This window comes from Microbacterium sp. PF5 (assembly GCF_004794315.1).
Taxonomy (GTDB): domain Bacteria; phylum Actinomycetota; class Actinomycetes; order Actinomycetales; family Microbacteriaceae; genus Microbacterium; species Microbacterium sufflavum.
In genome coordinates, this window is the sequence record NZ_SSDQ01000110.1 from 16,597 (window position 1) to 39,199 (window position 22,603).

Here is a 22,603-nt window from a genome sequence, read left to right on the forward strand (position 1 = left end):
GATGCGGTGGATCAACTGATGCGCTGTACTCCGTCAATGCGATACCCATCGCCGTCCCGGGTAACGTCGTTCGCGGATGCGGAGAACCCCAGGTCCCTCAACCGACTGATGACCTGCGTCGTGAACGGAAGATGCTCGGTGATTGTGTGGTCATACGTGAGGTTGTCGCGGAGCACGGTATCGCCCTCGAATACCGTCAGCTTCCAGGCGAGCTCGTTCCCTCCTGTTCCGTGCATGTTGCGCGTGAACGTTGCGTGAAGATCCATCGTGGCCCTGCTCTCTCGCCCGGGTGGGCGTCCTTCTCTACTATCGCGCGCTCGGGATGGCAGCGACGATGGACTTTCTCGGCCACTGTTCTCGACAGCAGGAGAGCGTGCTCGTGACGCCGTTTCCTGACACAGTGGGGGCATGACGAAGGATGGCGAGTTCTCCCGGACCACCCGCAAGGTTATGGCGAGGCAGGCAGGAGAGAGATGTAGCGCGCCGTGGTGTGACCGCAGCACTGCGGGAGCATCGAAAAGTCGAAAGAGTGGCGTGTCCGACAAAGGTGAGGCGGCTCACATCTATGGGCGTACCTCTCGTGCTGCGCGCTGGAACAGCAACATGAGTCCCAAGGAGCTGTCGGACATCGACAACGGCATCTGGCTGTGTCGCTCCGACGCAAAGCTCGTCGACGACGATGACATCGTCTACACCGTTGAGCTGCTCCGCGGCTGGCGTGAAGCCCATCTCGCCGACAACGTCCGAAAGCAAGACCTCGATCCCCGAATCTCCCGACGGCTGTTCCCGACAACGACCACGGTGAACCTGCTCGACATCCCCGAGGAGGGGATCGCGTCAGTCGCGTCTCGCTTCATTCAGGGGGTGGCCGCCGCCGAGGCGTGGGGTGATGATGTGGCGGCACCCACCGCATCACTCATTGCCGAGCTGGTGAAAAACGCCGGCGACCATGCGGGCGCCCCGGACGCCACGCTGACAGCGACCAGGCACGCCATCGTCGTGACGTACACCGAGCCGGCAGCAGCACCATTTGGCAGAGACGACCTGGAACAGTCCGACCACGGTCGCGGCGGTCAAGGGCGACTGGCGCTATGGACGAAACGCTTTGGTACCCGCTTCAGGTTGAGTTCGCGCCACGCAGAGGGTCGGCGGACATGGACCGTCCGAAACCTGTCCGTCGCGCCGGACGTCTTCGCGGCCTGCACAATATCCACGAACGACAGACAGCTTTCGGCACCGCGACTGCAGGGGTGCGCTGAGATCCACCTCGTTGTCGAACGCGTGATGTCGATGAGCGATGCCCCTGGCGTGCTTGCTGCAGTGGACCAATGGGCGTCGCGTCTGCCTGTGCTCGTCACCAGCGAACGCGAGTATGACATCCAGGAGATAGAGGACTGGATCACGCACCGACGGCTCACGCAGTACGAGTACGAGCGGTGGCCCCACGCCATCTACCTCCGTCATGCGAACGTCGGTGAGCTACCGCAGCCACTCGAACCTGCGGGGCAGTGAACACGCGGTCGACCGAACCGTTCGCTGTGCTGACTGCCCTGCCGGTCGTCACTCCTGTGACAGTGAACGTCGGGGATGTGCAAACGCGTGTCTGACGAGATGGTCGTACCCACGCCCGGGCAGCCGGTGCGACGGAGAGCCACATTGACCGGCGTCGTGGGGAGGGCCGACGGGCGTGGTGTTCCTGAACTGACCAGCGCGACCCTCCAATTCGAGGACGGCACAACGATTGACACGGTCCCCCCGCCTATCGAGGGCGTCACTCGCGGCGCGGAACACGTCCCGGTCGCGTTCGAGTACGCGGAGTTCGACCGGTGCCCGATCTGCTTGACCCCCGACCCGGATAGCAGAGAGCACGTCCCTCCTCACTCCCTCGGCGGGTCCGTCCTCACGGCCACCTGCGAACGCTGCAACAACGAATTCGGTAGCCGCTACGAACCCCACGCCCTGGCCTGGTATGAGAACGCTCTCGGCAACGCGCGGGTGTCCGGCAGCACCGTCCCCGGGAAAAGGCACGCGGGAACTTACCTCTTCAGGCTCGGTTCGGATGGGAGTATCGTGCTGTTCCAACAGGGGAAGTACGACAAGGCCGTCCTCGATATCCTCAGCAACGGCGATGCCGAGATCACATATGACCCGGTGGATGTGGAACGCGCGAAGCTCGCGTTCGTGAAGTCCGCCTACCTCGCCGCGTGTGTTCTCGTGCAACGCATCCCTGATGGCCCGAAAGCCACCACGGTTCGAGAAGAACTTCTCGCTGCCCGCGAGCACCCCCGGGATGCCCCGTTCATATCGGGGCCCGCGGTTCGGGCACTGAAGATCGGCCGGAACAACGGCGACGCTCATCCGGGAGAGATACGGCTGATGGTCATCCACGCCGACGAAGGTCGTGAACTCGGCGTCTCCTTCAATCGCAGGATCATCGTCGATTGGCCACTCGATCCGCTGTACTTTCAGGTGAGCGCGCCGAGGCTGCCCGTTATCACGTAGGCATCCGTCGCGGTCCTCATGGTTGAAGTTCGGACTCAAGGCATCCAAGTTCGACCATCGTCGACGACAACAGGCGAAACGGTTTCGCGCGAGCCACCTGATTCTGCAGATGAGCGACATCGGTGGTGTTCCATTCCTCCTGCGACGTCGCGAGGACGATCTTGTCTGCGCGGAGAACTCGGGCTATGCGGAGGAGCTTGTCGGTCTGTCGTCCGCGACTGCCCTGTGGGAACTGCCCGGACACCTTCGCTTCTACGAGCACAACAGCATCGTCCACGCTGGCAATCACGTCGACCTCCGCCACGCGGGTTCCGGAGTCGAGCTCGTAGAACTCCAGCTCGGGGGCATCAGCGTAGGACCTGCTCTCGTGGCGCAACTGCGAGGCCGCGAGCAGAGGGATGTCGCCATGGTCGCGCAGGAGATCTCGGAACGGAGCGTAAAGGTCGTAGAACCAGCCGGGTTCTCGTCCTTCCCGCCACCGTGCCGAGGTGAGAGTGTTCGATGCGGCACACTGCGGGCACTCAAACTGTTGAGCGACGCGGTCCGCATCGACGAACGACGGCCTCCCGCACTCCTCGCACCCGAGAACTAGCCCGCGCCGGAGGAGGCGTGCTCTCGAGAGGTCGTCTACGATCTCGACGGTTGCCTCGTCGGAGCCCAGTAGAGCGCTCATCTTGTCAAAAGACAGGTACGGGTCTAAGCCAATCACAGCGCGTCCGCCCTCGCGCTCTTTAGGCACCGTCTCATCTGGGATGAAGGCGCGAAGAAGAGGAAGGGTAGCCGCTCTCACAAGCGTGAGGAGTTGATCCCGCGAGCCGAGGCGGCGGCTGACCAGTTCGGCTTGACGGCCAGCAGCGGAGAGCCGAACGCCCAGCCCTTCCGCGCGAGCCATTCCTTCGACCCAGGCTCGCATGGAGAGTGCGCGAAGGCGCGGCCGTCCGAGCCGGCCCGGGAGCACTGTCCCGCTTGACACGAACCCCAGGGAAGCAGGGTCGAATGAGTAGCCGTTCCGACTCGCTCGCACTGTCACTTCGGGAAAGGCGGTGTTGCGCAGGGCGAGGATCGCAGACGCGGGAATGTCTCGACCATGGGGAACGCGGGTCCCGCCTATCGACACATCCACGTACCAGTACGGCACTCTTCCCGCATCGGGGGCATGCATGAGAACGCTGGGGATCGGCGTTTCGACACCGCTCATCGCCTCGCGCGTGCCATCGTCCATGACTTCCATGGGGAGGACGATGGAAGCGCCCGCATGCTCCTCGAGAAGTTGCTCCATGGAGCCGCGCTCAACTTCTGGCGGCCGGATCTGTACTGTCTCGGACTCGGCGACCATTTGGCGATGACTACCAAATCGCTCGTATTCGTATTCGGGCGCCTGCAGGGCAGTGGCAGCAGCGGCGACCGCCTCTTCGTCGAGCGACGCGCTCGAGATCGTGAGAAACTCGGAGTCGCGTTCCACCTGTGTCGTCAGCAACCACATCGATGAGCGGAAGGTCCGCAGCAGCTCCGGGTCGTCCAGCACCGCCGAGGTGACCCAGAAGCCACGACCTAGGATCCGGTCGTACGCGAGAGCGAGAGAGAAATCTGAGCCTGTGTCTCCGACGACCACTGCCGCGCCGTCGCGGAGGTAGTTGCGGGACGCCCGCATCAACCCGGGGAAAGATGTGAACATAGTTCTTGGGTGGTGACCGGGACGCGTCGCACTCCCGCTCGGGACGTGGAGGAGCGAAGTTGGGGCATCTCTTTCCCGTGCGAGGATCCATTTCATGACGTCCGGGCCAGGTTCGGGGCGAGCGCCGTCGTCCTCACGCACCACGCCGGTGGCCGTTGCAGCGAAGAGAGCGAGATCGCTCCTCCATGACGAGGATGCGGCAAGGACCGGGGCCTCGAGGGGTGGGGTGGGTGAAATGGCTGGCGGGAAACGAGCGTTCCGGTTCACCGCTCCGAGTGACCAGAGGGATTCGTGCTGACGACCGGGCCTATCGCGCCGAGAAAGGCTGCGTCGCATCGGCGAGCACCACGAAGCGGCGACCTTGCGGGCGTAACGGCTCATGGGGTGCGAGGTCTTGTCATGCAGGTTTCGGATGCGTTCGGCCCGTTCCTCGTCCGAATGGTCGGCGCCGACATCCACCGTCCCGGGGTACCACGACTCGAAGATGGTGAGTGGGACGTCCAGCGTTACCACGTGGTCGGGGTCGTGAGCGCGGATGATATCGGCGAACTGAGGTGAGGGCTCTCCGCTGTCGGGGTCGTGGGGGACGAGGATGAATCCGCCGCCGCCCCAGTACTCCGAGAAAACCTCCAGCGCGTACATGACCCAGTCGCGCCAGCGGTCATCTTCGGGGAAGACCACTGCAACGCGGGGCGGGCGAAGTGCCAGCACTGCAGGGGCGAAGGTGACTTCGGATGTCGTCATGTCTGTATTCAAACGCATCGTCCAGCCGGAGGAGTAGCCATAACGTCGACGGACGACCAGTGTCGAAGCGCTGAGGTTGCTATGAACGGAGCGCTGTACTCCGCGTGAACTCTAGATCTTCTCGGTCGTCTCGATTGAACTCGCGCGAGCCTCGGTTCCAGTCGACCTGGTTGCCCCCGCAGGGAGACCGAACACCTGCCGCGAGCTTGTGCTGACACCAGCAGATCACGCTGGCTCTTCGTCGTCTCCCTGAATTCCCGGCGCGAGCCCTGCCATCCTCGTTGCTTCGTCAAGCGCAGGATCGAACTCCCATTCGGAGTCGAGGGTCAAGAACATGTCGAACACGGCATCACTCCCCGCGATGGCTCCGAAGCAGTAGACGGCGTCGGCTCGGGATGCATAGCGTCGCAGAGTCGCGTATCCGGTGAAGCGGGCTTTGATGGCGTTTGTCTTTGCTCCAGGCGGGAAACTCATCACGATGAAGATGAGTGGCTTGCCAGCGATGCCAGCAGTTTCGAAGAACATCGAGTGAGGCTCGCTATCGGAGGCAGAGAGATCGCGAAGCCGGCGTGTTTCGTGAGAGATCCGTTTTCGCTCCGCCGGAGCTAGTTCTAGGAGGCCCAGCGAGGCTCCCATCCATCCAAACGGTCGATACTCATCAAGGCGAGACAAGATCTCGTCGGTCTCGACATCGATCTCTTGCTGGGGTCTCGGAGCGGGTGTCTCGCGGAAACCGTCCTCATAGAACACCCACGCGTCGAGGTCGTCGGTGAGGCTCTGCACGAGGGTCATGGTGTCCAGCGATCCCTCGGGGAATAGCCCGAACGTGAGGTAGTGCATCACGTAGTCCAGCTCATCGATGGCCTGGATGTTGTTGAAGGTGCTTGCACGTCTCCTACGCGAGAGGAACTGAGCGAACTCTGCCGGCCTGGTGAGAAGTCGTGTCGTGACCTCCAGGTCATGAACGTTCACAACCCAAGGGGAAGGCGCCTCTGCGGGTATCAGGCCGCTCTCTACGAGCTCTGACGTGATGGTGGCGATGTAATTCAGATCTTCGAGCGTGAGGGCGATGGTGAAGATCTGTCGGACGTTGCCGAGATCCAGATCCCAGTTCTTTCTAACGACACTGCTCGGCTGGTCGGCGTTCATTGAGGACACAACATGGATCTTGGTGTTGCCGGCATCGATGAACTCGCGAAGTCGCTCGGCTTGTTGGGCCGCCTTCGAGATGATGGGCCCAAGCTCTTTCCACAGCCTGGCGGGTGCCCCACCGCGAGCATAGGGAGTTAGCCGATTGCTCTTTGCCTCAACGATGATCGCCACCTCGCCGAGGATGAGTAGCCCGTCGGTCTCGAATCGTTGCCTGTCGGCGCCGACGTACGTGACGTTGACCAGCGCAGTCTCCGGCCGGAGCGCGCGCACCAGTGCACTCATGCCGCGCTCTTCAAGCAGCTGGCCGCGATGTTTGATGTAGGCCTGGTCGGTTGGTTCGGACGTCAGAGCTGCCTCGAAGAGTTCGCGCATATTGAAGATGAGGGACGTGGGCTGGATGAGCATATAGATTCGGTCGCCACTCTCGTTGGCGCGGGCGAGAAATGGTCGGGTGCGCATGGGGTTATTGCCGTTGAGGAAGTCAGCGACGGCCCCTGAATTGTCCGCGTCCAAGTCGATGCTCATCAGAGAGAGCATCGCGTCGAGCTCTTCTTCCGGCACACCGGTTGCGGTCCTCATCTCATCCGGGGAGAGGGCTACCAGATCGGACAGCTCGTCGAAGGTGCGACGTCCGACCGCCTGTAGAAGCGCATCATCGAATCCTCCAGCGTGACTGTGAAAGACACTCGCAAGCTCCGCGGAGGATGCGAGGGCCTCGGCAAGCTCTTCCCTTGCGGTCTCGGCACGCTCGGCAAGTCGTTGTGGAATGTACGAATGGAACGCGTCATAGACCGCGAACATTGTCTCGGGGCCAAAGCCGACGCGCGCCATGAGCGAATCGTGGAGATCGGGGGTGAATAGCTCATTGAGTAGCTCACGCTCCTTCTGATGGAAACGCGGAAGGCGCAGGTAGATCTCACGAGTGACGGCGGCCAGGGTGAGGCGAGGAACTACCGTCGAGTCCTGTCGTTTCACCTGAGCCTGTTCGAAAAGCACACGAAGCGTGGCTGTGTGAAGTACCCGCGGCACGAGCTTGTCGACGAGGCCGAGCAGGCGAGCAGGCGACGGATGAACCGCGGAGCGGTTTTTTCGCTCCGCGAACAGCAGTGCGGTGAGCTCCGGCTTCGACAAGAGTCGAGTGCCATCGGAGCCGTCGCCCGGCTCATTACTTATAGGGGCTTCTGACAAGAACATGTTCCCCACGACGTCGAAAGCGTCGGCGTCTCGAATTGCTCGGCGTAGTCGCCATAACAGGTATGCCTGTCGTCTACGCAAAAGCCAGGCCGCCGGCCGCTTTGAGTAGCGGGCGAGCCGGGCCAGTCCGAGCAGTGCGGGGTTCAACGAGCGTTCCGGTAGCTCTCGGGCAACGGTGGCGTCGCGTCGGCCGATGCGAACTCATGGTCAGTGCGCGAGCATGTAGATGCCGGATCGATGGAGCAAGAGGTCATGGGTGTACTTCACCACACGCCGCGGACAGCGTGCGCCGGCCGACTTCCTGGGGTGTCGGGCTGATGCACGCGCGCTTCACGATTCCTCTGGGCGCCAATAGAAGAAACGTCCAGATCAGGATCACAAAAAAGTGATTGCATGCAAGATGCGGGAGGAATAGCGATCTCGCGCCAGAGGATTCGGCCGCGTACATGGGGAGTATGACCCCTGAAGACTCAAGGCATCTGAGAGATCCGAGAACACCCCACCACGGAAGCCCCCGCTCGTCGGGGGCTTCTTCCGTTTCGGCGCGCGTCTCACGAACCCGTGACACCGAGGCCCTCCGTCCGCCACACTGAGTGCCATGGGATCAGCGTTGACCACCATCGGACTGCCCGTCGCGCTCGGCATCATCATGCTGGGTCTGGGCCTCAGCCTCACCCTCGGCGACTTCGCCCGGGTGCTCAAGCAGCCGAGGGCGGTGATCGTCGCGCTGCTGTGTCAGCTGGTGCTCCTGCCGGCCGTCTGCTTCGGGCTCGTGCTGCTGTTCCAGCTGCCGCCGGTGCTGGCGGTGGGCATGATGATGCTCGCCGCGTCGCCGGGCGGCACCACGGCGAACCTGTACAGCCACCTGTTCCGCGGCGACATCGCCCTCAACATCTCGCTCACGGCGGTGAACTCGGTGATCGCGGTGATCACGCTGCCGATCATCACGAACCTCGCGATCGCCTACTTCCGCCCGTTCGATGACACGCTGGGGCTGCAGTGGTCGAAGGCCCTCGAGGTGTTCGCGATCGTGCTGCTGCCCGTCGCGCTCGGCATGCTGATCCGGCGGTTCTGGCCACGGTTCGCCGCGAGCATGGACAAGCCGGTGCGCATCGCCTCGGTCGTCATCCTGATCGTCGTGATCGCGGGCGCCGTGGCCTCGAACTGGACGCTCCTGGTCGACAACGTGGCGCGTCTGGCTCTCATCACCGTGCTGTTCTGCCTGGTCAGCCTCGCGGTCGGATTCCTCATCCCGCGGATGCTGCGGGTGGGCAAGCGTCAGGCGATCGCGACGTCGTTCGAGATCGGCATCCACAACGCGACCCTGGCGATCGTGATCGCGCAGTCCGTGCTCGGCTCGGTGGAGCTGAGCCTCCCCGCAGCCGTCTACGGGGTGCTGATGTTCTTCATCGCGTTCGGCTTCGGGTTCCTCATCCGCGAGCGCAGCGGTGCCTCCGCCGCACGCACCGCGCCCGCCGTCGAGGGCGTTTCCTAGACTGGAGTGATGCGAGCCCTCACCGAAGCCGACGTCCGGGCCTCGTTCGTGAACGCGGACGCGGACGAGCTGCGCGTCATGGAGATGCCGCACGACTTCCTCCTGGTCGACTGGGACTACCTCGACTTCTTCGCCTGGCGCGACCCGAGCGCGGGCAAGCGCGGCTACGTCCTGATCCAGCGCGAGGGACGCGTGGTCGGTGTCGTGCTGCGGGCGTCGGAGCCCGGTCGAGGGCGCTCCGGCATGTGCAACATCTGCCACACGATGCAGCCGGGCAACCAGGTCGCGCTGTTCTCCGCGCGACGGGCGGGCGAGGCCGGCGCTCGCGGCGACTCCTTCGGTACGTACATCTGCGCGGACCTCTCCTGTCACGAGAACGTGCGACTCGCGCATCCGCTCGCGCCGAACGAGATCCGCGCGGCGGGTCAGGCCGACTTCCGCCTCGATGGTACGCGCCGCCGGATGGAGGGGTTCGTCTCCCGCGTGTGGGAGCAGGGCTGAGTCCGGCTAGCCTGGATCCACACGTCCTGTGCTCGAGGGAGACGCCATGAGTGAAGCCATCCTGTTCGCGGTCGACGAGGGGATGGCGCGGCTGACGCTGAACCGTCCGGCTCGCCTCAACGCCTTCAACGCCGATCTGGCCCACGCCTGGCGTGACGCGACGGCCGAGGCCACCTCGCGGAGCGACGTGAAGGCGATCCTCCTCGACGCGGCGGGGCCGGCGTTCTGCGCGGGCGGCGACGTGATCGACATGGCGACCACGATGGGCGCCTCCGGTGCCGAGATCACGGCGCTCGCCGAGGTGATCAACGCGGGCATCCGCTCGCTGACCGAGTCGAGCATCCCGGTGGTCGCCGCCGCCCACGGCACGACGGCGGGTGGCGGGCTCGGCATCCTGCTCGCGACCGACTACGCCGTGGTCGGGGCACGATCGAAGCTCGGGAGCCTGTACGCCAACATCGGTCTCACGCCCGACCTGTCGGTGTCGGCGCAGCTGGCCCGTGCGATCGGTCAGCGCAGAGCGCTGCAGCTCGTGCTGCAGGATCGGTTGCTGACGGCGGCCGAGGCGCTGGAGTGGGGACTGGTGGCCGAGGTCGTGGAGGGCGAGGACGCGGCTGCGGAGGCGGAGGCCGTGCGCTCGCGCGCCGAGGAGGTCGCGCGCTTCTGGCTGGCCGGGGCCGCGGATGCCTATGGCCAGGCCAAGCGGCTGGTGCGGTCGCAGCCCGAGCGCACCTTCGTCGAGCAGCTGTCGGAGGAGGCGCGCTCGATCGGTGCCGCGCTCGAGACTCCCGATGCGCAGGCGCGGGTCGCCGCGTTCGCTGCGGCATCGGCGCGCAAGACGGCCTGACTCTTCCTCCCCAACCACCGGTTTTCGTCGCGTCCGTCCGCACGGCGCGAAGATCCCCGAACCGGGACCGGCGCGCGTGGGAGGATGTGGACATCGATCGCCACTCGACGAGAGGACCCCCATGTCCCATCCGGACATCAGCACGCCGCCGCAGGCTGAGAAGAAGAACATGTCGCTACTCATCCGAGGCTCGATCTGGGTGGCGATCGGCGCGCTGATCGCGGCCGCGCTCGTGTGCGTGGTGTGGGTGCTGATCGGCGACCAGAACGGCCTGATCGGTCGTGCCTTCCTCACGATCCTGCTCCTGGCCGCGTTCGCCGGCATCGCGATCCTGGAGGCCGGGCTCGCCCCCAACCGCCCGGACTGGCTCCAGCTCGCGAGCATGGTCAGCTGGGTCGTGGCGCTCCTGGTGGGGCTCGTGAAGATCTGGCTCCCGGAAGACGGCATCTACTTCGGGGCGGAGCGCTTCTTCCAACTCCTGCTCGTGATCGGAGTGCTCCAGCTCGCCCTGCTGCACGTGCGTCTGTTCACGAAGGCGGCGCAGCGCCACGTCACCACCTTCACGCGCGTCATCTTCATCGTGACGGTCGTGTTCCTCGGTGCGCTCGTGGCGATGCTCGTGTTCTTCCTCGCGTTCCCGAACACGTTCGACTATAGCGAGCTGTACTGGCGCATCGTGGTCGCCCTCACGATCCTGGTCGCGGTGGGCACCACGCTCATCCCCCTGCTGAACGCGCTCTTCGCGCCGAGGAAGGCCGCCACGCCGACGCCGCAGAACCCGGCTCCCGCGTGGCCCACGTTCGCCGACGGCCGCACCCCGCTCCCCGCCCTGCCCGACGGCTCGCCCGACTGGAACGCGTACTACACCGGCTACCCGACGGCTCCGCAGCAGGCTCTCCCGCAGCCGCAGACCACGGCGTTCCCCGTGGTTCCCGAGGCCGCGGTCGCGCAGCCCGCGGCTCCGGCTGCGCCCTCCGCACCCCCGGCGGCCCAGCCCGGCCCTCCGGTACCGGACGCACCGGTGCCGCCCCGACCCGCCGCGCCGGAGCCCCCCGCGCCGCATCAGGGCGAACCTCCCGCGTTCCCGCCGCCCCCTCCCGCGCCGGGGAACCGGGCGTCGTGACAGTGTCACAGGAGCAGGAGCTCGGCGCGCTCGCCGCGCAGGTCGCTCGGGAGGCGGGGGAGCTCGCCAGGACACGCCGACAGCAGGGGGTCACCCTGGCCGCGACCAAGTCGACACTGGCCGACATCGTGACCGAGGCCGACCGCGAGGTCGAGGCGCTCATCCGCGACCGTCTGCTGACGGCGCGGCCGCACGACGGCTTCCTCGGCGAGGAGTCCGGTACGGCGGCGGGCGACAGCGGGATCACCTGGGTGGTCGACCCCATCGACGGCACCGTCAACTACGCCTACGGCATCCCGGCCTACAACGTCAGCATCGCGGCCGTCCAGGGAGAGCCCGACCCGAGCCGGTGGGAGGCGCTCGCCGCTGCCGTGCACGCACCGGCCGTGGGGGAGACCTTCACCGCCGCTCGAGGTCACGGAGCCTGGCTCGACGGCAGGCGCCTCGAGGTCACGCAGGAGACACCGGCCGGCGCGCTCCTCGCCACCGGGTTCGGCTACGACCCCGCGACCCACGACGGCGACCTCGCGACCGTGCGCCGGGTGATGCCCATCGCGCGGGACCTCCGGCGGATGGGGTCGGCCGCACTCGACCTCGCGTACGTCGCCGCTGGTCGACTCGACGGCTACTTCGAGCGCGGACTGGCCCCCTGGGACCTCGCGGCGGGCGCGCTCCTGGTGAGCGAGGCGGGGGGCATCGTGACGCGCGTCGACACCGACTCCCCTCGGCCGCTGCTGATCGCCGGAGGACCAGCCGTGCACGCGCGGCTCACCGAGATCCTGTGCTGAGAAACCTGAACTGATACATGGCATTCCCAGGGTGATCGGGGTAGTGTTTACCCGATCGTTACTTTCACCACCCGAAGGTGAAAGCTGTCATTGCGCCCCCGAGCAACACGAACGACCGAGAGACTAGTTTTGCCCTTCGAGAATCCCCAGGCTGCCGCTGCGCCCACGCGTCGCTCCAGCCGTCATCGCACTGCGGCCACCGAGGCCCCGGCGACCGGGACGACGGCACCCCTCGCTCACGCGGAGACCGTGGTCGCGCTCGCCGCCGTCGCGCCCCTCTCCCGTCGCGCCGCACGTCAGCGGCCGAACGACGTCCCGCCGGTGCCTCAGGCTCCCGCCGAACCGTTCATCGCCGCGACGCCCGCGCCCGCCGTGGCCGACGTCCCCGCCGTGCCCCTCGCGGCGACGCACGAGGCACCCGCCGAGGCCGCAGGCGCCGAGGTCATCCCGCCGGCCTCCGAGCCGTTCGTGGCCGAAGCCGACGCCGAGGGAGACGCGTTCGAGCGTGCCTCGCGCGCCTTCCGCAGCACCGGCATCGTGCGCACCGTCCCTGCTGCGGCCGCGAGTGCCCGGTCGTTCGCCAGCGCCGCCGACGCGCAGGGTGCGGCGGCCGAACACGTCGCATCGCGTCCCCGCCGTCTCCGGCGCTTCGTGACGGTCGGCGCGACCGTCGGTGTCATGGGTCTGGCCGGACTGCTCGCGGTCTCCATGACGCTGCCCGCCGAGGCCGTCGCCGCCGCGCGCGGAGGGTCGATGGCCTCGGCCTCCCTCGTCACCGCTGCCGCCGCCGACGCCGCGGGGTCGGCGAAGGACGAGATCCAGGCCTTCGTCGCGCCCTCCGACGTGCAGAACGCACCGCTCACCCGCAACGACGACTACAGCACGGTCTCCCTCGTCGAGGTCGCGGCCGAGCAGGGCATCAACTACTCGGGCGAGGTCTTCACGAACGACCCCGACGCCGCGATCCAGTGGCCGTTCATGGTCGGCGTCGGCATGTCGTACGGCTATGGCATGCGCAGCGGACGCCTGCACGAGGGCATCGACTTCACCCCCGGCAACGGCGCGCCCATCCAGGCGATCGCCGACGGCGTGGTGCGCACCGCCACGGAGCAGGGCGGCGCCTACGGGGTCACGGTCTACATCGACCACGTGATCGACGGCCAGACCATCACCAGCCACTATGCGCACATGCAGTACGGCTCGCTCCAGGTGAAGGCGGGCGACCGGGTCACCGTCGGCACCGTCATCGGCAAGACCGGGAACACGGGCCGCTCCTACGGCGCGCACCTCCACTTCGAGCTCATCGTCAACGGCACGACGATCGACCCGATGCCGTGGCTCCGTGCCAACGCCGGACGCACGTCGTACTGACCGGCCTGATTTCATGAGGACGCCACAGTGATGGTATTCTCGTGTGGTTGCCCCGCGAGGGGCAGCACGCCCCGATAGCTCAGTGGCAGAGCACTTCCATGGTAAGGAAGGGGTCGTCAGTTCAATCCTGACTCGGGGCTCGGAGTTCGCATCTGCGATGCGGATGCCGTGCGGCAGGGTAGCTCAGTTGGTGAGAGCGCACGACTCATAATCGTGAGGTCGCGGGTTCAAGCCCCGCTCCTGCTACAGCTCGAAACCCCCGGATACGTCCGGGGGTTTCGTCGTATCCGCGGACTAGAGTGAGAGCCGTTCCGCGCGCTCGCGCGGACGAGCGAGGCGGGCTCCCCGGAAAGAGGACCGCCGTGCCGACCCCCGCTCCCTCCGCGACCGCTGTCTACTGCCATGCGCATCGGGCGGTGATGGTCGCCGTGACGGACAGGGCGGGCGTCTCGCTCGGACTGGAGGACATCGCGGGCCCCGTCTCCTGGGACGAGCTCATCGCCGCGGGCTACGGCCTCGCGGTCGCGGCGGGCGCACTGTCCGGTGCGGTGGCCGGGCTCCGCTGCCGGGGAGTCTCCGTCGCCGACGTGCTCGGCGCGTCGATCGAGGACCCCCACCACACGATCGCTCGCGCCGACCTGCGCCGCGCGGCCGCCTGGCTCGCCGACGGGCTTGCCCGCGACGAGGAGCAGCCGCTCGACGACATGACCGCCGAGGTGATCGGCACCGACGTGCTGTGGGACCCCCACGCCCACGCGGACGACGACCGCATCGCCGCGGTCGTGTTCGCGATCGTCACCGTCAGTGCACAGGCCGTCGGGGAGCGGAGCTGAGCCTGCGGCGCGTTCTGCCCGCGCTGGCTCGGCTGATCCCGCACAGGCCGCCGGGGGAGCGGAGCTGAGCCTGCGGCGCGTTCTGCCCCCGCTGGCTCGTCTAATCCCGCACAGGCCGTCGGGGAGCAGAGCTGACCGTGACACCCGGCCCCGCGCGCGCCGGGCCGCCCGACGATGGCCAGCGCCTCTCGGCCGCACGGGCCATCCGGAACCCGGAGGTCATGTCAAGCCCCTGCGCTCGGGCCCGCCGGCACGGGAGACTGGCGCTCCACGAGGCCGAGGAACGGAGATCCCCATGTCAGACCCGAACAGCAACGCCGCCGACGATGGCCCCGAGGTGGACGCCGTCGGTGTGGACGCCGACATCGTCACCAACGATCACGACCCCGAGCCCGACGACCTTCCGGCCAGCGAAGACGACGACGACCTCGACGTCGCCGACCTCCCCTGACCGGTCACCGGTCCGCGGTCGACGGGTCGGACCCCTCCGGCCCGTCGACCGCGGTGGTCGTCCGTCCGCCGGCGCGCTGAGCGGCCTCCAGCCGCTCCGCCTCCTCGCCACTGATGGCTTCGCCGCGTGCCACGAGTCCCGCCTGGTCGGACAGGGGGATCTGCTTGAGGAACAGCGACAGCAGCAGCGCGAGCGCCACGAACGGCACCAGGTACCAGAACACCGGGGCGAGCGCATCGGCGTACGCGGTCACGATCCCGTCGCGCACCTCGTCGGGCAGCGCGCTGAGCGTTGCGGGGTCGATGGTCGACGCGGCCTGCGACGCCTGATCCGGCGAGGCACCGGCTCCGGCGAACACGCCGAGCAGGTTCTCCGTCAGCCGCGTCGTGAAGATCGTGCCGAAGACGGCCACTCCGAGGGATGCCCCCACCTCCCGGAAGTAGTTGTTGGTGCTCGTCGCGGTGCCGATCTCGCCCGCGGGCACGGCGTTCTGGACCACCAGCACCACGACCTGCATGATGAGCCCGAGGCCCGCGCCGAACACGAACAGGAAGACGCAGATCAGCCAGATGGGCGTCTCGGCCGACAGCGTGGTCATCGCGACCATCGAGAGGCCCGTCACGATCGTGCCGACGATCGGGTAGACCTTGTACTTCCCGGTCTTCGAGATCGCGATGCCCGAGAAGATGGACGTGCCCATCAGGCCCACCATCATCGGGATCATCAGCAGCCCGGAGGCCGCGGCCGACGTGCCGGACGACATCTGCAGGAACGTGGGCACGAAGCCGATCGCCGCGAACATGCCGATCCCGAGCACCAGTCCGATGGCCGTCGCGTTCACGAAGATCGGGTTGCGGAACAGGCTCAGCGGGATGATCGGGTCCTGCGCCCTGGACTCGGTGATGACGAACGCGGTCGCGGCGACCACGAGGCCGGCGCCCCACGCCCAGGTCGCCAGCGAATCCCACCCGAACTCCTTGTCGCCGCCGAAGTCGGTGAAGAAGATCAGGCACGTCGTCGCGAGGGAGAGGAAGATCACGCCGAGCACGTCGATGCGCTTCTCGGCCTTCTTGCTGGGCAGCTGCAGCGCGACCAGCGCGATCACGAACGCCGCGATCCCGACCGGGATGTTGATGTAGAACGCCCACTGCCACGTCATGTGGTCGACGAAGAACCCGCCGAGCAGCGGACCGGCCACGGCGGAGAGCCCGAACACGGCACCGAGCGGACCCATGTACTTGCCGCGCTCGTTGGCGGGCACGATGTCGGCGATGATCGCCTGCGACAGGATCATCAGTCCGCCGCCGCCGAGGCCCTGCAGCGCCCGGAACACGACGAACATCCAGAAGTCGGTCGCCAGGGCGCAGCCCACCGACGCGAGCGTGAAGAGCGCGATCGCGACGAGGAACAGGCTGCGACGACCGAGCACGTCGCCGAACTTGCCGTAGATCGGCATCACGATGGTGGTGGCCAGCAGGTACGCGGTCGTGATCCACACCTGGTGGTCGACGCCGCCGAGCTGGCCCACGATGGTCGGCATCGCGGTCGACACGATGGTCTGATCGAGGCTCGCGAGCAGCATGCCGGCGATCAGGGCGCTGAAGATGATCCAGATGCGACGCTTCGTGAGCAGGAAGGGCGCGTCGGCGGTGGCGGTGGCGGACATTCAGTGGGCTTTCTGTGCGGGGGAGTACAGGTCGCGCGCGAGCCGGAGACGGCGTCGGATCAGCTCGGCGAACGGCTCGGTGGAGTGGTGGTGCAGGAGCTGTTCCATGCACAGGCGCACGAGGGCACCGACGGACTGCACGAGCACCTGCGCGCGCAGCTCGGCGTCCTCGACGCCCTCGAGCCGGCGGGTGATCAGGGCGACGTCGCGCCGCTCGTGCTTCTCCTGCTGCTCGAACGCGGCCTTGAGCAGTCGCGGTTCGTGCTCGATCACGGCGAACAGCTCGGCGGCATGCTCGACGGGGTCGAACAGGGAGAAGCGGGCGACGGTGAGCTCGACGAAGTCGTCGAGCAGGTCGCCGTCGGCGTTCGCGAAAGCGTCCTCCAGCTCCTCCTGGCGGGAGTCGATTACGGTGATGCCGAAGACCGCGTTCTCCTTGCTCTCGAAGTAGTTGAAGAACGTGCGGCGAGACACCCCGGCCTCGGTGCACAGCTCCTCGATCGTGAAGCCGGCGAAGCCCCGTTCGACCGTCCAGCGCCGCGCCACCGAGGTGAGCGCGAGAGACGTCTCGCGCTTGCGCTGCTCCCTCGTCGATTCTGCACTTGCATCCATAGAGTGCAACTTTGCACTTTCAACCTTGGAGTGCACTGTGAGAGTGCGTTTCTCTGCCCGCCCGGAAAAACCCTCGACGAATTCGTGACATCCGAGGTGCCTCATGCGTCTTAGTGGTGTCGTAAGAACACGGCCCGCGCCTGACGGTGCGGACACACGGATGAAGGAGCTCGAGATGGCGAACGTGACGGGGGGCAGCCAGCCCAAGGCTCAGGTCGTACCGACGGCGCAGGCCGCAGCGGTGGGGAAGACCACGATCGAGGACGCGGTCGTCGCGAAGATCGCGGGTATCGCGGCCCGTGAGGTCAGCGGCGTCTATGCGCTCGGCGGCGGGGCGGCCCGCATGATGGGCGCGATCCGAGACGTGCTGAACACGACCGACCTCTCGCAGGGCGTGAGCGTGGAGGTCGGCGAGACGCAGGTGGCCGTCGACGTCACGATCGTCGCGGAGTACCCGGTGTCGCTGCAGAAGGTGGCCGACGACGTGCGCACGGCCATCCACCGGGCCATGGTCGACCTGGTCGGCATGGACGTCGCCGAGATCAACGTGAGCGTCAACGACGTGCACATCCCCTCGGACGACGACGCCGACGCCGAGGAGGCGCGAGTCCAGTGAACGCCTCGGTGATCGGCGGAGCTGCGGCCGCGGTCCTCGCACTGACCTGGATCGTGCTGGGCTTCTGGGCGTTCCTGCTCGTGCTCCTCGCGATGCTCGTCGGCGCGGCGGCCGGGCGCATCGCCGACGGTCGCCTGGACGTGCGGGCGCTCGCCGAGGTGGTCCGCGGACGGCGGTCGTCCTCGTGAGCGTCGAGCGGGCAGGGGCGTCGTCGGGTGTGGCGGGGGCCACGTCCGTCGAGGCCCGCGCCCTGCACCGGATCGCCCTCGGCATCGCCAGGGATGCCGCGGGCGTGGGGCTCGACGACATCGCGGTGGAGCTGGGCGACCAGCGCGGCGACCTGCGCGTCACGGTGGTCGTGCCCGTCGTGCTGGCGCGCTCCGACGGCACGACCCTCGCCGACCACGGCGAGGTGCTGCGCGAGACCCTCGTGCGTCGGCTCGGGGAGCTGGCGTCGCGACGGGTGGGCGCGGTCGACGTGCGGTTCACCGGCGTGCGGCGTGCGCTCGAGCGGAGGGTCGCATGAGCGCGCCCGCCGCCACGCGCCGACTGCTGCGCCGGGAGACACGGGCGTCGCGGACCGCTCCGGCGACCGTGCTCGCCGCTCTCCTGGCGATCGTGCTGCTCGGGCTCCTGGGGTGCGGGGTCGCCGCGGCCCTCGACCCCGGGTTCCGCGCGGATGCGGCGGGGCTGCTGGCGGGCGTCGCCCAGGCGCTGTCCGCCCCTGGTGTCGCGATCGGTGCGGGCATCGCGCTGGTCGCGCTCGCCGCGGTGCTGCTGGCGCTGGCGGTCGTCCCGGGGCGTCGCGCCCGACGCGCCCGTCTGACCGGCCGCACCGCGCTCGTGGTGGACGACGGCGTGCTCGCGGACGCGATCGCCGACGGGGTGGCCAGGCGCACGGGCGTTCCGCGACCGCGCGTCGCGGTCACGGTGGGGCGCAGAGCCGCCACGGTCCGCCTGACCCCGACCAGCGGGGTGCCCGTGGACCGTGACGCGGCGCGGACCGCTGTGGTGCGCGTGCTGGACGAGGTGGGCTTCGCCCTGACGCCGCGTGTGCTCGTGGCGACGGAAGGAGTGGTCGGATGAGGCTCTCGGGATCCGTGGGGAACCGGGTGGTGCTGCTCGGCGGCGGCCTCGTGCTGCTCGCGGCGGGCGCGGCACTCGTGGCGACCGGGCTGGAGTCGGCGCGGCTGCTGCCCGCGGGGGCGGCGGGGGCCGTCTCGGCGGTCGAGCGGGCGTCCGCCGATGCATCGGCCGCGACGGTCGACCTCGGGAGCATCGGGGAGTTCCCGCTCGCGGCCGTGTCAGCCGCGGCCGCGGCCCTGGTCGTGGTCGTCCTGCTGATCGCGTTCCTGCTCACGCGGGGCCGCGGTCGCGTGCGCGAGGTGCTCGCGGTGCCGGGTCCTCGGGGGACGACCCGGGTGGACCGCGGTGTGGCCGACGGCGTGCTGGCGGAGACGCTCGCGGCTCGGGCCGACGTGGTGTCGGCGCGGACGGTCGCGCGTCGGGCGGGCCGTCGCACCGCCCTCGGGCTCGTCGTGACGCCGCGGAAGGGGGCGGCTCTGGGGGCCGTCGTCGCCGCGGCCGAGGCGGCCGTCGCGGAGTGGGACCGGTTGCTGGGCGTGGAGGTGCCGGTGGTCGTGCACGTCGCGGACCGCGGGTGGCGCGAGCTGTTCCGGTCGAGGCAGAGGATGCGCCGGTCGCTGGCCGGCGCGGGCGAGGCGGGGCACCGGTCCCGCACCGCCCGGACGTCGTCGACCCCGAGAGCCGGGGTCGCGTGAGGAAAGGAGCCGCCATGAGCGGAGAGAACAAGATCAAGGCCGCCGCCGAGAAGATCGCCGGCAAGGCGAAGGAGGTCGTCGGCGAGGTCACCGACAACGACCGGCTCGTCGCCGAGGGCAAGGCCGAGCAGGCGAAGGGCGATGTGCGGAACGCCGCCGAGGATGTCAAGGACGCGTTCAAGAAGTGATCCCGCTCGCGCAGGGGGCGCCCCCGGTCGGGGCGCTCCCTGCGGCCGAGCCGTGCGCACGGATCCGATCCGTCGCCGCACGCGCTCCGAACCTGCAGGGGAAGCGGAACGAAGGGTGGGGGAATGGCAGCGGATGGCTCTCGCGGCCCGCTGGAACAGGCCGGGGATCACATCGTCGCGGGTCGCGCCATGGACGGCGATGTCGAGGCGTTCGCGGTGCTGGTGCGGAGGTACACGCCGATGATGCGCGCGTACACGCAGCGCATGCTGAACGGCTCGGCCGAAGTGGACGACACCGTGCAGGAGGCGTTCGTGACCGCGTGGCAGCGGTTCGGCGAGCTCGACGACCCCGGCAAGGTCAAGAGCTGGCTGATGCGCATCGTGAGTCGCAAGGCCGTGGACCGGCTCCGGCGCCACCGCCCGGTGGTCGATGTGACCGAGATCGACCGGCCGGCACCCCTGCATGCCTCGCCGTCGGCGGTGGTGGAGGTGCGCGAGGGCGTCGCGGCACTGGGAGCCGCGCTGCGGGAGCTCCCGGAGGCGCAGCGCGAATGCTGGGTGCTGCGCGAGATGGGCGGGTACAGCTACGACGAGATCGCCGCGGAGCTCGGCGTCCCCGTCAGCACGGTGCGCGGGCTGCTGGCCCGTGCGCGCGGATTCCTGATCACCCGGATGGAGGCGTGGCGATGAACGACGACCACGAGAACCCGGACCTGCGCGGTCTCGGATTGGAGCCCGACGACCTCGACGGGCACACGATCGAGGAGCTCGCCGACTACCTCGAGGCGGGGCGTCAGCCGCGCGTGGCCTCGATCGAGGAATCGCCGGGGTGCCAGCTCGCCCTCGACGCGCTCGAGCGGCTGCACGGACTGGGCGACGCGCTGATGGCGGCCGACACCGCGGCGGAGCCCGCGGTGGAGGAGGGGTGGATCGACCGGATCCTGAGCGGGATCGCGATGGACGCCAGGGCGGGACGCCGCATCCCGTTCGCCTCCGACGACCCTGCGGTGGAGCTGGCGATCACCGAGGGTGCGGTGCGCGGTCTCGTGCGGGCGGCCGAGGAGGCGGTCCCCGGCGTGCTCGTCGGGCGATGCCGCCTGGAGGGCGACGTCACGACGCCGGGTGCTCCCGTGCGCGTGGCGATCGACGCGAGCGTGTTGCACGGCGAGCCGATCCGCGGGCTGGCCGACCGGCTCCGTACCGAGGTGGACGCGCGGCTGCGTCGGCACACCGAGCTCACCATCGCCGCGATCGACGTGACCGTCAAGGACATCAGGGAGGTGTCGTGATGACGCAGGATCCGACGATCGACGGCGAGGGCCGTCGCGAGCTGGCCGCCCGGATCGAACAGGTCCTGCGCGCGCAGGACGGGGTCCGCGGCGTCTACCGCTCCGGCTCGCTCATCTCGAACCTGCTGAGGGCGGGGGCTGCGGCGCTGGGCGCGACGCGCGACGCCGAGCCGATCGTGTCGGTGGCCGCGGGGGCGCGCGGGGCCGCGGTCGAGGCGTCGATCGGGGTGGATGCGGGCGCGGCGTCCGGAGAGGTCCTCCGGGAGGCGCGGGCCGCGGTGGAGGCCGTGCTCGCGGAGCAGGGGTACCAGCGCGAGAGCATCACGCTCGTGGTGGCCTACGTGCAGGTCGCCCGTGCCGCGGGGGAGCCCGTCGAGGTGGAGCCCCGCTGACCGTGGGGTCGGCGGGGCTCCGGCCGGCTCACGCGATCGCGCGCAGTCCCTCGACGAGCGGCGTGGTCGGACGGCCGATCAGCCGCGCGAGCGTGCCGTCGGTCTCGGCCAGTGCGCCCCCGCGGATGCCGGCGTCGAGGGCGACGACGAAGCCCGCGGTGCCCTCGTCGAGCCCGGCCTCGCGCAGCGCCGCGAGCTGCTGGTCCGCCGTGAGCGACACGAAGGTCACCTCGCGTCCGGTGACCTCGGCGATCGCGGCGGCCAGCTCCGTGTAGTCCCACGCGACGTCGCCGCCGAGCTCGTACACGGCGCCCGTGTGACCGGCGTCGAGCGCGACCACGGCGGCGGCCTCGGCGTAGTCGGCGCGGTTGGCAGAGGCCACGCGACCCTCGCCGGTGCCGGAGGCGAGCACGCCCGTCTCGGCTGCGCGCGCGAGGTCGGCGGTGTAGTTCTCCGTGTACCAGTTGTTGCGCAGGATCACGGCCGGGACGCCGGAGGCCGCGATCAGCTCCTCCGTGGCCTTGTGCTCCGGCGCGAGCACCAGGTCGCTCGTGGTGGCCTTCGGGGCGCTGGTGTAGACGAGCTTCGAGACGCCGGCGGCTGCGGCCGCGTCGATCACCGCCCGGTGCTGCTCGACGCGGCGGCCGACCTCGGAGCCGGACACGAGCACGACCGTGTCGATGCCGTCGAGGGCCGCGGCGACGGAGGCCGGGTCGTCGTAGTCGAGGGGCACGACGCGCACGCCGAGGTCGGCCGCCCTGGCCACGTCGCGCGCTCCGGCGACGATCGACTGGGGGTCGGCGCCGCGGGCGAGGAGGGCGGCGATGATGAGGCGGCCGAGGTGTCCGGTGGCTCCGGTGACGAGGATGGTCATGAGGGCGGTCCTTCCATTGGTGAACACCTGCCCCAACCGGCGCGAGGCACCCGCGCATTCCATCCGACCGGTACCCACTTTGACGTAAGGTACCTACATGTCGGTGAGTTTTGCGGAAATCCGGGAGTCTTCGCCCACGGTGTTCGACCAGGGCTGCGGCACGCGCGTGGTGCTGGACCACATCATGAGCAAGTGGGGCGTGCTGGTGCTGTCGTGCCTGTCGGACGGCACGCGGCGCTGGGGCGAGCTGCGGCGGGAGGTCGACGGCATCAGCGAGAAGATGCTCGCGACCACGCTGCGCACGCTGTCGGCGGATGGGCTGGTGCACCGGGAATCCCTGCCCACGGTGCCCCCGCACGTGGAGTACAGCCTCACCCCGCTGGGGCGTGACCTGATGGAGCGGATGCTGCCCCTGATGGAGTGGGTCGCCACGCACGCCGACGGGATGCTCGGTCGCGAATGAATCCACGGATTCCGTCGTGAGATGAAGTTGTGTGAGTGGAATCCGT

At 68.4% G+C, this 22,603-nt stretch carries 26 protein-coding genes and 2 tRNA genes; 22 read left to right on the forward strand and 6 right to left on the reverse strand.

Annotated elements, in window-relative coordinates:
- Positions 1–11: 11 nt before the first annotated feature.
- Positions 12–266, reverse strand: coding sequence for a hypothetical protein (locus DW297_RS09290; RefSeq protein ID WP_136031637.1), 255 nt, complete (start codon positions 264–266; stop codon positions 12–14).
- A 268-nt stretch (positions 267–534) separates the two neighbouring features.
- On the opposite strand from DW297_RS09290, the gene DW297_RS09295 reads away from it, so the two are divergent.
- Positions 535–1,512, forward strand: coding sequence for a hypothetical protein (locus DW297_RS09295; RefSeq protein ID WP_136031639.1), 978 nt, complete (start codon positions 535–537; stop codon positions 1,510–1,512).
- Between the two features lie 144 nt (positions 1,513–1,656).
- Positions 1,657–2,502 (forward strand): HNH endonuclease, encoded by an 846-nt coding sequence (locus DW297_RS09300; protein WP_168442826.1) that lies wholly within the window; start codon positions 1,657–1,659, stop codon positions 2,500–2,502.
- 16 nt (positions 2,503–2,518) lie between these two features.
- Here the strand turns inward: DW297_RS09300 and DW297_RS09305 are convergent, their stop codons facing one another.
- Both DW297_RS09305 and DW297_RS18905 read right to left on the reverse strand, forming a co-directional pair.
- On the reverse strand, positions 2,519–4,921 hold the full coding sequence (locus tag DW297_RS09305) for a hypothetical protein (protein ID WP_136031643.1): 2,403 nt from the start codon (positions 4,919–4,921) through the stop codon (positions 2,519–2,521).
- Positions 4,922–5,146: 225 nt separating this feature from the next.
- Positions 5,147–7,276 (reverse strand): hypothetical protein, encoded by a 2,130-nt coding sequence (locus DW297_RS18905; RefSeq protein ID WP_168442827.1) that lies wholly within the window; start codon positions 7,274–7,276, stop codon positions 5,147–5,149.
- 601 nt (positions 7,277–7,877) lie between these two features.
- Between DW297_RS18905 and DW297_RS09315 the strand changes: the two genes are divergently transcribed.
- The 10 genes from DW297_RS09315 to DW297_RS18910 all read left to right on the forward strand — a co-directional run bounded on the left by DW297_RS09315 (position 7,878) and on the right by DW297_RS18910 (position 14,676).
- Complete coding sequence (locus DW297_RS09315) at positions 7,878–8,762, forward strand: bile acid:sodium symporter family protein (RefSeq protein WP_240744573.1); 885 nt, start codon at positions 7,878–7,880, stop codon at positions 8,760–8,762.
- A gap of 9 nt (positions 8,763–8,771) precedes the next feature.
- Positions 8,772–9,263, forward strand: coding sequence for an FBP domain-containing protein (locus tag DW297_RS09320; RefSeq protein ID WP_136031647.1), 492 nt, complete (start codon positions 8,772–8,774; stop codon positions 9,261–9,263).
- A gap of 46 nt (positions 9,264–9,309) precedes the next feature.
- Positions 9,310–10,110 (forward strand): enoyl-CoA hydratase/isomerase family protein, encoded by an 801-nt coding sequence (locus DW297_RS09325; protein WP_136031649.1) that lies wholly within the window; start codon positions 9,310–9,312, stop codon positions 10,108–10,110.
- Positions 10,111–10,279: 169 nt separating this feature from the next.
- Positions 10,280–11,233: a hypothetical protein gene (locus DW297_RS09330; protein WP_205828262.1), complete on the forward strand. Its 954-nt coding sequence runs from the start codon at positions 10,280–10,282 to the stop codon at positions 11,231–11,233.
- Positions 11,234–11,235: 2 nt separating this feature from the next.
- Complete coding sequence (locus tag DW297_RS09335) at positions 11,236–12,021, forward strand: inositol monophosphatase family protein (RefSeq protein ID WP_136031696.1); 786 nt, start codon at positions 11,236–11,238, stop codon at positions 12,019–12,021.
- 129 nt (positions 12,022–12,150) lie between these two features.
- Positions 12,151–13,392, forward strand: coding sequence for a M23 family metallopeptidase (locus DW297_RS09340; RefSeq protein ID WP_136031651.1), 1,242 nt, complete (start codon positions 12,151–12,153; stop codon positions 13,390–13,392).
- Positions 13,393–13,460: 68 nt separating this feature from the next.
- Positions 13,461–13,532: transfer RNA gene (locus DW297_RS09345), tRNA-Thr, on the forward strand.
- 32 nt (positions 13,533–13,564) lie between these two features.
- A tRNA-Met gene (locus tag DW297_RS09350) sits at positions 13,565–13,638 on the forward strand.
- 116 nt (positions 13,639–13,754) lie between these two features.
- Positions 13,755–14,225, forward strand: coding sequence for a hypothetical protein (locus DW297_RS09355; protein WP_136031653.1), 471 nt, complete (start codon positions 13,755–13,757; stop codon positions 14,223–14,225).
- 295 nt (positions 14,226–14,520) lie between these two features.
- The gene (locus tag DW297_RS18910; RefSeq protein WP_168442828.1) at positions 14,521–14,676 is read left to right on the forward strand and encodes a hypothetical protein; all 156 of its coding nucleotides are present in this window, start codon (positions 14,521–14,523) and stop codon (positions 14,674–14,676) included.
- A 4-nt stretch (positions 14,677–14,680) separates the two neighbouring features.
- Here the strand turns inward: DW297_RS18910 and DW297_RS09360 are convergent, their stop codons facing one another.
- On the reverse strand, positions 14,681–16,342 hold the full coding sequence (locus DW297_RS09360) for an MDR family MFS transporter (protein WP_136031655.1): 1,662 nt from the start codon (positions 16,340–16,342) through the stop codon (positions 14,681–14,683).
- Positions 16,343–16,954 carry a TetR/AcrR family transcriptional regulator gene (locus DW297_RS09365; protein WP_136031657.1) on the reverse strand — a complete coding sequence of 204 codons (612 nt, stop codon included), beginning with the start codon at positions 16,952–16,954 and terminating at the stop codon, positions 16,343–16,345. It lies immediately after the preceding gene.
- A gap of 175 nt (positions 16,955–17,129) precedes the next feature.
- Between DW297_RS09365 and DW297_RS09370 the strand changes: the two genes are divergently transcribed.
- The 9 genes from DW297_RS09370 to DW297_RS09410 all read left to right on the forward strand — a co-directional run bounded on the left by DW297_RS09370 (position 17,130) and on the right by DW297_RS09410 (position 21,220).
- Positions 17,130–17,570: an Asp23/Gls24 family envelope stress response protein gene (locus tag DW297_RS09370; RefSeq protein ID WP_240744574.1), complete on the forward strand. Its 441-nt coding sequence runs from the start codon at positions 17,130–17,132 to the stop codon at positions 17,568–17,570.
- Positions 17,567–17,758 (forward strand): DUF2273 domain-containing protein, encoded by a 192-nt coding sequence (locus DW297_RS09375; protein ID WP_136031662.1) that lies wholly within the window; start codon positions 17,567–17,569, stop codon positions 17,756–17,758. The genes DW297_RS09370 and DW297_RS09375 overlap by 4 nt, the downstream gene beginning before the upstream one ends.
- Entirely contained in the window at positions 17,755–18,096 is a 342-nt protein-coding gene (locus DW297_RS09380; RefSeq protein WP_136031664.1) for a hypothetical protein, read from the forward strand. The genes DW297_RS09375 and DW297_RS09380 overlap by 4 nt, the downstream gene beginning before the upstream one ends.
- Positions 18,093–18,656, forward strand: a complete 564-nt coding sequence (locus DW297_RS09385) for a hypothetical protein (RefSeq protein ID WP_136031665.1) — start codon at positions 18,093–18,095, stop codon at positions 18,654–18,656. Before DW297_RS09380 ends, DW297_RS09385 begins: the two co-directional genes overlap by 4 nt.
- Positions 18,653–19,351: a hypothetical protein gene (locus tag DW297_RS09390; RefSeq protein ID WP_136031667.1), complete on the forward strand. Its 699-nt coding sequence runs from the start codon at positions 18,653–18,655 to the stop codon at positions 19,349–19,351. Before DW297_RS09385 ends, DW297_RS09390 begins: the two co-directional genes overlap by 4 nt.
- A 14-nt stretch (positions 19,352–19,365) precedes the next feature.
- Positions 19,366–19,539 carry a CsbD family protein gene (locus tag DW297_RS09395; RefSeq protein ID WP_136031698.1) on the forward strand — a complete coding sequence of 58 codons (174 nt, stop codon included), beginning with the start codon at positions 19,366–19,368 and terminating at the stop codon, positions 19,537–19,539.
- Between the two features lie 123 nt (positions 19,540–19,662).
- Complete coding sequence (locus DW297_RS09400; RefSeq protein ID WP_136031669.1) at positions 19,663–20,229, forward strand: RNA polymerase sigma factor; 567 nt, start codon at positions 19,663–19,665, stop codon at positions 20,227–20,229.
- The gene (locus DW297_RS09405; protein WP_136031671.1) at positions 20,226–20,828 is read left to right on the forward strand and encodes a hypothetical protein; all 603 of its coding nucleotides are present in this window, start codon (positions 20,226–20,228) and stop codon (positions 20,826–20,828) included. The genes DW297_RS09400 and DW297_RS09405 overlap by 4 nt, the downstream gene beginning before the upstream one ends.
- Complete coding sequence (locus DW297_RS09410; protein ID WP_136031673.1) at positions 20,828–21,220, forward strand: hypothetical protein; 393 nt, start codon at positions 20,828–20,830, stop codon at positions 21,218–21,220. Before DW297_RS09405 ends, DW297_RS09410 begins: the two co-directional genes overlap by 1 nt.
- 28 nt (positions 21,221–21,248) lie before the next feature.
- Here DW297_RS09410 and DW297_RS09415 read toward each other — a convergent pair whose 3' ends face one another.
- Positions 21,249–22,094 (reverse strand): SDR family oxidoreductase, encoded by an 846-nt coding sequence (locus DW297_RS09415; RefSeq protein WP_136031675.1) that lies wholly within the window; start codon positions 22,092–22,094, stop codon positions 21,249–21,251.
- A 97-nt stretch (positions 22,095–22,191) separates the two neighbouring features.
- Between DW297_RS09415 and DW297_RS09420 the strand changes: the two genes are divergently transcribed.
- Complete coding sequence (locus DW297_RS09420; protein ID WP_136031678.1) at positions 22,192–22,557, forward strand: winged helix-turn-helix transcriptional regulator; 366 nt, start codon at positions 22,192–22,194, stop codon at positions 22,555–22,557.
- Positions 22,558–22,603: the final 46 nt, after the last annotated feature.